Source organism: Nocardia sp. NPDC004604, assembly GCF_040609795.1.
In the GTDB taxonomy this organism is placed as follows: Bacteria; Actinomycetota; Actinomycetes; order Mycobacteriales; family Mycobacteriaceae; genus Nocardia.
Window position 1 is genome coordinate 1 of the sequence record NZ_JBEXLC010000249.1, and the last position, 7,418, is coordinate 7,418.

At 66.0% G+C, this 7,418-nt stretch carries 1 pseudogene; it reads right to left on the reverse strand.

Annotation, left to right across the window (positions count from 1 at the left end):
• Positions 1-7,346 (reverse strand): annotated as a pseudogene (locus ABZW16_RS42215) (hypothetical protein); the annotation flags it as partial.
• Positions 7,347-7,418 lie beyond the last annotated feature (72 nt).

The following is a 7,418-nucleotide window of genomic DNA, read 5'->3' on the forward strand; positions in this document are numbered from 1 at the left end:
AGCTCGGTGACAACGACCGCGAAGACGCCGTCGCGCCGCGACACGTTCATGGACTCAGCCAGATCGCGGACCATCGCGGCAACTTCGTCGCGGTCACGGAATTCCTGCAATCCGGCCGACCACGCGTCCTCATGGGCGGACTGTGTGACCCCCTCCGGCCCGACACCGTCGAGTGTCCCGAAGTGGCCGCTTCCCGTCTCGGCCTTCACCTGCTGCAAGAGCAACGGGTCGCACTGGTTGTAGGTCAGGCCGACTGTCGACGGTGCGCATGCGGCGTCGAACTGTTCCCACAGGCGTGTGAGTTCGTCGGACGCGGAGTCGCGTTCCGGCCCGGCAGACAGGGCCCGCAGCCGAGACCGGGCTTGGTCGATGGATTCCGCCAACGCATTGAGCCCCGTCACGGTCGCCGCCAGGCCATCCAGCCGCGAGCCAGGCTCCGAGGAGGTGATCGCTGCGTCCAGGTCGGCGGCGAGCTGATCAATGAATTGCGTTGCGGCGCTGAGTCGGTTGTATGTCCGGACCTCATCGGTCGGCGAATTCTGGTCGCTCGTTGCCCCCGCCGTCGCGCGGTGGCACAGGGCAACCCACGCCTGTTGACGCCAATGCGCAACCAGGTTGCGCAGCCGCATCAGACCAGTGGGCAAGACACCCTGGTCCGAGGCCACCGCCTGCCCGTCGCCATCGGTCGGCTCGACCTGGCTTGTCGGTGCTTGGGTGGGGGCGTCCTCGACCACCAGCGCGGTGCGGTTCAGGATCACCCAGTACTCATCGTCTTCGCCCAGATAACCAGCGTCGGTGCGGTAGGCGTCGTAGTCGCCCGTCGCACTGGCAAAGCGCCCGACATCGCCGAGCACCTCGATTTGGTCATTGAGTGCGTCGATTCGGGCGATCACCTCGTACGTCGGTCGCTCGATACCGAATAGATTCGCCCGTTCCTCCATGCGGAGATTCAGCACATGCTGTTGCTCACGCACGATGGTCGCCAAATCGCCCTTGCGGGCATCGGGCCGTAGTGCCATGCGGATGACACCGTTGGGCCGCTCCTCCGCATAGTGCAGGGCGACCTTGCCGCTGGTCGTCACATACGTACCATTACCTGTGTCGACGCCAAACACGGAACGACCCGGGAAGTAGCGGCCGGTTCGGAACTGGGCGACATAGCCAGGCTCTGTAACGCCACGGAAGAATTCCCGTCCACCGCCAGCCACTATCGCATCGATTACTCCTAGGCCGACCATTGTCGGCAGTCCGTCGAATCCTTGTTGTCGGTAGATCCCGCCCAAAATGCCATCGCCTGCGGTCGCCGCGTCTGTGGAGTCCAAGGTGGTGAGCGTGCGGTAGTCCAGCTCCCTGAGCAGGTCCCGACCGCGGACGTAACCCGCTGGAGGAATGGGAGATTCGACCGGTTCCGCGGCAGCATTTACTGACTCCTTCAGAAGGACTATCCAGACGCCGTCATCCTGGTAGCGAATGCCCGCCTCGAGGCGGACGCCGGGCGGGTACGCCAACGCGGTCCGACTTGTCGTGGAATCGGAGAACAGGCGAAGGTCCCGCGCTCGGCGGGAATTGAGGACGAACCAGACGTTACCCCGTGGGGGCATACCGGCATCCATACCGATCAGGGCCTGGTCGGCGACGAGCGCGCCGACGGGAATTCTCGCTAGCAGCGCTGCCACGTCCGACTCGTCCACCTCGAGTCCCCAACCCGCAGTGTTTCGGTACATCGGCATGCATTCCATGCCAGCCGTGACGACGTCCTCGAATACCTGACGGTCAGCCAGATACACCGGGTCGTCGGAGCCACGCACAGCATCCAGTTCGGTGAACAGCCCACAACCAAAGGCGCGCAGAGCCACCAGGGCAGCCAGCGGGATACCGCGTTCCTCGGGGTGATTCGGCAGCAATTCGTCCAGTACCCAGCGCTCGAGCTGCGCGTAGGTTCCCTGGCCCATCAGTCTGTCCAATGACTCCGGGAAGGACGCGAGCGTGTCGGCGATCGCCGACATATCCCGCTGATCACCATGTACCGGAACACCATCCATTGCGGGGATCCGGTCGACCGACCCATCACCCGGAATCTGCGCCACGGATGTAGCCGACTCCAACGACTGCGCGAAACGCGAAGCCGCTGGGCCGGTTTGCGCGGTATCGGGGGAGGTCTCACCAACCGAATCGTCCTCGACCTCGACGGCCGGGTGCACTGCGTCGAATGCCTCCGCCTCAACACGACGCGCCTGCTCTTCCAGCGCCGCGCGGGCTCGGGCGGCACGGTCGGCGAGCGCGTCGTCGGACGACACGGATTCCGATACCACCGGTAAGGACACCGCGACATCGACAACGTCGAAAACCTGAGTCGCCGCTTGGTATTCACCGAGCGCCACGAGCAGAGTGCGGCGGGTGGTCTCCGCGCCGTCGACAGCGGCCAGCGCGTCCACGATGCGCAAAATGAGCCCAGCGGCCTCGGGGCCGAACCAGAACAGCGCGTCGCAGTCGCCAACCTCGGCCCTGAGATAGGCGAGCGGGTCCACGGCGGACTCGAGTCGATAGCGCGCGACCAGCCAGTCCGCAACAGAACGGGCGGACTCGAACGAGCTGGTGCGCAGCGCTTCGGTGACGAGATCCAACAGCGTTCGCACAAGCTCGATCTCGGCGGCGGCCGGTCCGGTGAAGACCTGGTCGTCCGCTAGTTCGTCGTGGAGTGAAGCCAGCTCGTCGCGGATCGTGGTGAGATCGCTTTGCGTGAGTTGCTGCGGGCCCGCGGCCGCCGCGATGGCCTGTGCCGTGGCGCGCTGCGCCACATCGTCGGATTCGTCGACCAATCGCGCCCGGGCCTCGTCGCGTTCCGCAGCACGGCGAGTGACGATGTCGCGCAGAGGTTCTCGCGTTTCGACGTCACCGAACAGGAGTGCCTCCAACTGCGCGAGGGCCTCGCGACGAAGCTGGTATCGGCGGAATTCGGCGGAATAACCCAGTGTGTCGGCTGGTGTCCTGGACTGTCCGGAGTCCGTGCGCAATTGGACCAAGCGCAACGCCTGCGCACGCAGGTCACGGTGCACTCGCGTGAGTTCCGAGCGCCACCGGTTCGGGTCCCAGGAATCCGGCGGTTCGATTCCGAGTCTGCCTGCCAAGGCGGCAATCTCGGCGATCTGTTCCGGCGTGAGGTTCGACTCGGCCGGGTCGTGCAGCGCGTCGAGCCGGGGACCTCGGCGGTCGAGCTGGGCCAGCATATGCAGCACACGGACCTGCGTGGCGAGAGCGCTGTTCACCGCATCGCGGCGCGCTTGCCCGACCAACGCCGGGTCCGCCGCCGGTCTGCGCGCTGTGCGCAGCAGCTCCAGCGCGATCTCGGCGAGCCAATTCCGCTGTCGCGGATCGTCGGCGGCAATGTCCGCACCATCGAACAGGCGGTTAACCAGGTCGGTCGTGGCTGCTGCGGCGGGCGGTGTGTGCCGGGATTCCGTCCGGGATGGCAGCAGTTGCTGTACCAGTCGCCGCAGTCGCGCCGGGTAGGAAACCTCGGGTCCCGCAGAGCCGTTTGTCTGGTCCTGTTCGGCTTCGAGCTGCCATCTGGCCGCCACGGCTTCCGTTCCGGCATTGTGATATTCGGCGACGGCGTAGTACAGCTCCACTCGTTGCTGCGGCGTCAGCACGATATCGTCGCGTCCGCCGGATATCACCAGGCTCAGCGTCGTGAAGACGAACAGCCGATCGGCCGGGGAGCGCAGGATCCGCACCACGTCCTCCGGCAAGTCTGCGGTGGCCCGGTCAAACCGCTCCGATGCGAGGACCCGCGCGAGCACCGCCTGCGCGTAGGCCAGCTTCGACGCGGGATCAATGGCCAGACCGGCCACCAGATCGAGCCGGTCCAGCCATTCGCGCGCCTCATGGTGACGGACTGCCGCGTCGTACAGTTCACGCACCGCCGCCGCAGCAAGGGGGCGCGCGGCATCTAAGTCGACCCCGACAGCGGCCATGGCGGCTTCGAGGCGCTGGCGCGGCGCTCCGGGCGACACCCACCGATTCACATCCGCCAGTACATATTGCTCGAACGCGGCGTCCTGAAGCTCACGCACCGCGTCCGGATCCACGGCGAGCGGATCCACGCCCAACGCCGCAACCGCGGCCCGCCACCGCGCCTCGGCTTGGCTTGCCGCCGCCGCCACCTCCGCGCGCAGCACCCCGTACACAGCGGACGCGGCGGCGCTAGGACTCGGATCACCCTCCGCCACAGCTGGATCCGATTCCAACTCGGCATCGGTTCGGGCGTCGGGCGCTTCGTCCGATGCCGATCCGTGCTCCGAGGCCTCAGCTACCTCAGCAACAGTCTGTGCTCCGCCGAGATGTCCGAGCGCGCGTTGCGCGGTCGACAATGCGGCACTTGCGGTGGCCTGGCGCTGCATGAGCGCGGCGACCACCTCGGCATCGGGATGCGCAAGGCGCTCGCGTGTCCCACCCAACTGCATCACGGGAAGGCGGGCGGCCAACCATTCGGCCAGTCGTTGTGCATGCGACCACAACAGACCGCTTCGCGTCGGATCCGCCGCCGAATCCGGTTCTATCAACTCGCCGACAAGCTCGATTCCGCTTCGCAGCACGTGCCAATCGACCGTCGCCTGCGCCAAGTCGGCGAAGTCGGGGTCACGGCTGCTGTCGGTGCCCTCGCCGGGAGGACCGTCGGGATTCAGGCGATCCAGTTCATTCGGATACCCGTCTGGGTTTCGCAGCGCGTCGGGATCGGGCACGGTCTCGGCGTGTGCGCGAGCGTATTCCGCGATGATCCGTTCGAGTCGCGTGAGCGTGTCGGCGGACAGATCTGTGAGCAGCTTGCGGAATTCCCGCAGCACCGCCACATCGGCCGCGCCGTTGTGGGATTGCGTCGTTCCCTGTTGCGTTGTCACCGTGCGGGCTTGGGCGGCGTGCAGCGCAGCGACGAACTCGCCGAGCACCGGAGTCAACGCAGGCCAGGTCGCAACGGAACTCGTCAACTCGTTGAATGCTGTTGCCGTGCTGTCATTCTCCGTCAGAGACTGCGCTTCCGGCACGCCGTCCACCTCGGCGTCGGATCCGTCCGACTTCGTCGAGTCCTCCTCCGGCGCGCCGTCCGCGTCGGTGTCGGATCCCTCTAGAGCCGGGTCGTCTTCCGCTGCCGAATCGGATCGATCCGCGTCCTCACTACCAGTCTCGGCACCCGCCGACTGATCGTCGCGGCCGGGGTCTGCGTCCCCCACATCCGGCGACACATCGTTATCCTGCACCGCCTCGAGCAACGACGCACGCGCTTGCATTCGGGCGGCATTGGCAGCTAGGTACGCGCGATAGCCCCCTGCCGGCTCGTCATTCCCAGTCGGGTCGCTCGACGGAGACGACTCATCTTGGACGGAAGAAGCGGCGGCGCTGTACAAGGCGTCCCGCGCGGCCAGCCAATCCTGAACGGCACCGGTGAACGCCTGCAGCTGCGGTGCCAGGTCGGAGCGATCGGCCGCGGCCTGGATGGCCGCGATGTCCCATGCGGAGTCGTTGTACGCGGATACCGCGTCCAGCGCCGCATACGCGGCCAGCCGGTCGTCCGCAGTGCCCGGAGTCGAGGACAGCGCCTGCTGGATCGCGTCGATACCGGTCCAGCGTGTCCAGCCGTGGAACGCGGCCTGCGATGCCGGGGACAATCCGGCGATGGCCGTCGCGGCGTGGACGTACTGCCAGTTGCGCACTGCCCACAGGTCCCGGTAGGTGTCCCGCATCCGCCCCGGCAATGCGCGTGGAACATCGGCTATCGGTGACGGAGCGTCGGCACGGGCCTCGGGCGGCAGCTCGGGTACGACCGATTCGTGATGTGCGGCGCGGTTGATGTACTGGATGTGCTGAACCGGCAACGAGTTCCGGCCGCCAGTGCGCCATTCCGTCGGCGCGGCGTCCGCTGCGACCGCGCCGGAGGCGACCAGATTGCGCCGCAGCTGCAAGGCGACTTCGGCCTTCAGCCCAGGGATGAGGCCGTTCATCTCCTCTTCGGCGGACATCAGCGCGGCTTGCGTCTCGGCCGTCGGCGCGGCCTCGTCCGCCGCCACCGCGGCCTTGTACCGCTCGACAACGGCGACGTCGTGTGGCTGGTCGAACAGCAGGTCCTCTGGCGACACGAAGTATTCGACGCTGCTGTATCGGATCGGACCGTGCTGGTCGGGCCGCGAACCGCGACCCTCGAATTGCCGGTCGTTGATCTCACCGGCCGCCGAGGAATATCCACTGCCCAGCAACCGGAACGGCTTGCCGAGTATCTCGGAGCTGTAGTCGTTGCCGCGCATGATCACATCGACACCGATGGTGACCGGGCCCAGCGCGCTCGCCTCCTCGGCCCCCCAGTCTGCTCCTGCCTCCTCACCGGCCTCGCTCGATGCGCCGGCGTTCTGAGATACGTCGGCCTGCGTGCCCACCTCCTCGCCAACTTCGACCGGCCTACCCGCGTCCTGGGTGATGCGTTCGATGAACTCGTTCGGATCGTCTGCGGCGGCGATCGCGGGCGAGGACGCCACCTGCGGCTCGATCCCCCGCTCTTTGAGCTTCGCGACGATGGGCCCGATTTCGTCAGGGCTGTCGACCCGAATCAAGACCGGATTCCCTGCCGCCGAATGCACCTTGGCGCGGTCGGCGAGCTCCTCCCATTTGGCATCCTTCGTAGGAGCCCAGGTATTCGCCAGCTTCTCCAGGCCCGACTCGGCGAATCGGTCCATCGGCATGACCTCGCCGTACCCCAGGGTGACGAAGACGTCCTCCATCAGGTCTGCGGTGCCAGATATGCCCCGCACGATGCGGAAATGCGACAGCAGTTCCGCCACATTGACCGACGCCTCGGATTCCCCACCGTCGCCCATCGGCACGCCGTCGATTCCGTGTTTCGCGTCGACCATCTGGCCAAGCCTGCTTTGTAACCGGCTGCTGCTGATGGTTTCTTCGGTCTCTACCCCCGGCCCGCCGGAATGCTTGTTGCGCATGGGCATTCCGTCGCTGCGGCGGTTGAGGACGATCTCGTTGCGCACACCGTCCCCGCTGGCGTGTGCATCCTCCTCGCCGAGGTGCGCACTGTCCGTGCTGGGGAAGAGGAAATAGTCGCGGTCCTGGACAGTCTCGAATTGCGCGCGGGCCGCAAACTCGAACAATTCCTCGTCATCGGCCTCCATCGGGCGGCCCTGCTGCGCCTCGAACAACGCCCTGGCCTTGGCCATCGTCTCGTCCGAGATCACAGGCGTGCCATCCATGCGGCCCGGGGCCAGGCCGAAATCGACCTCGGTCAGGGTCCCGGTCGGGTTCTTCTCGGTTCGCAGGTTGCCAGGGCTATGTTTAGTGTGTGTGTTCAAATTCAAAACCTCAATTCTTTAATTGCTATGATTAATTCATTATAAATTAAAACTGTTTTTCTTGATATGTTT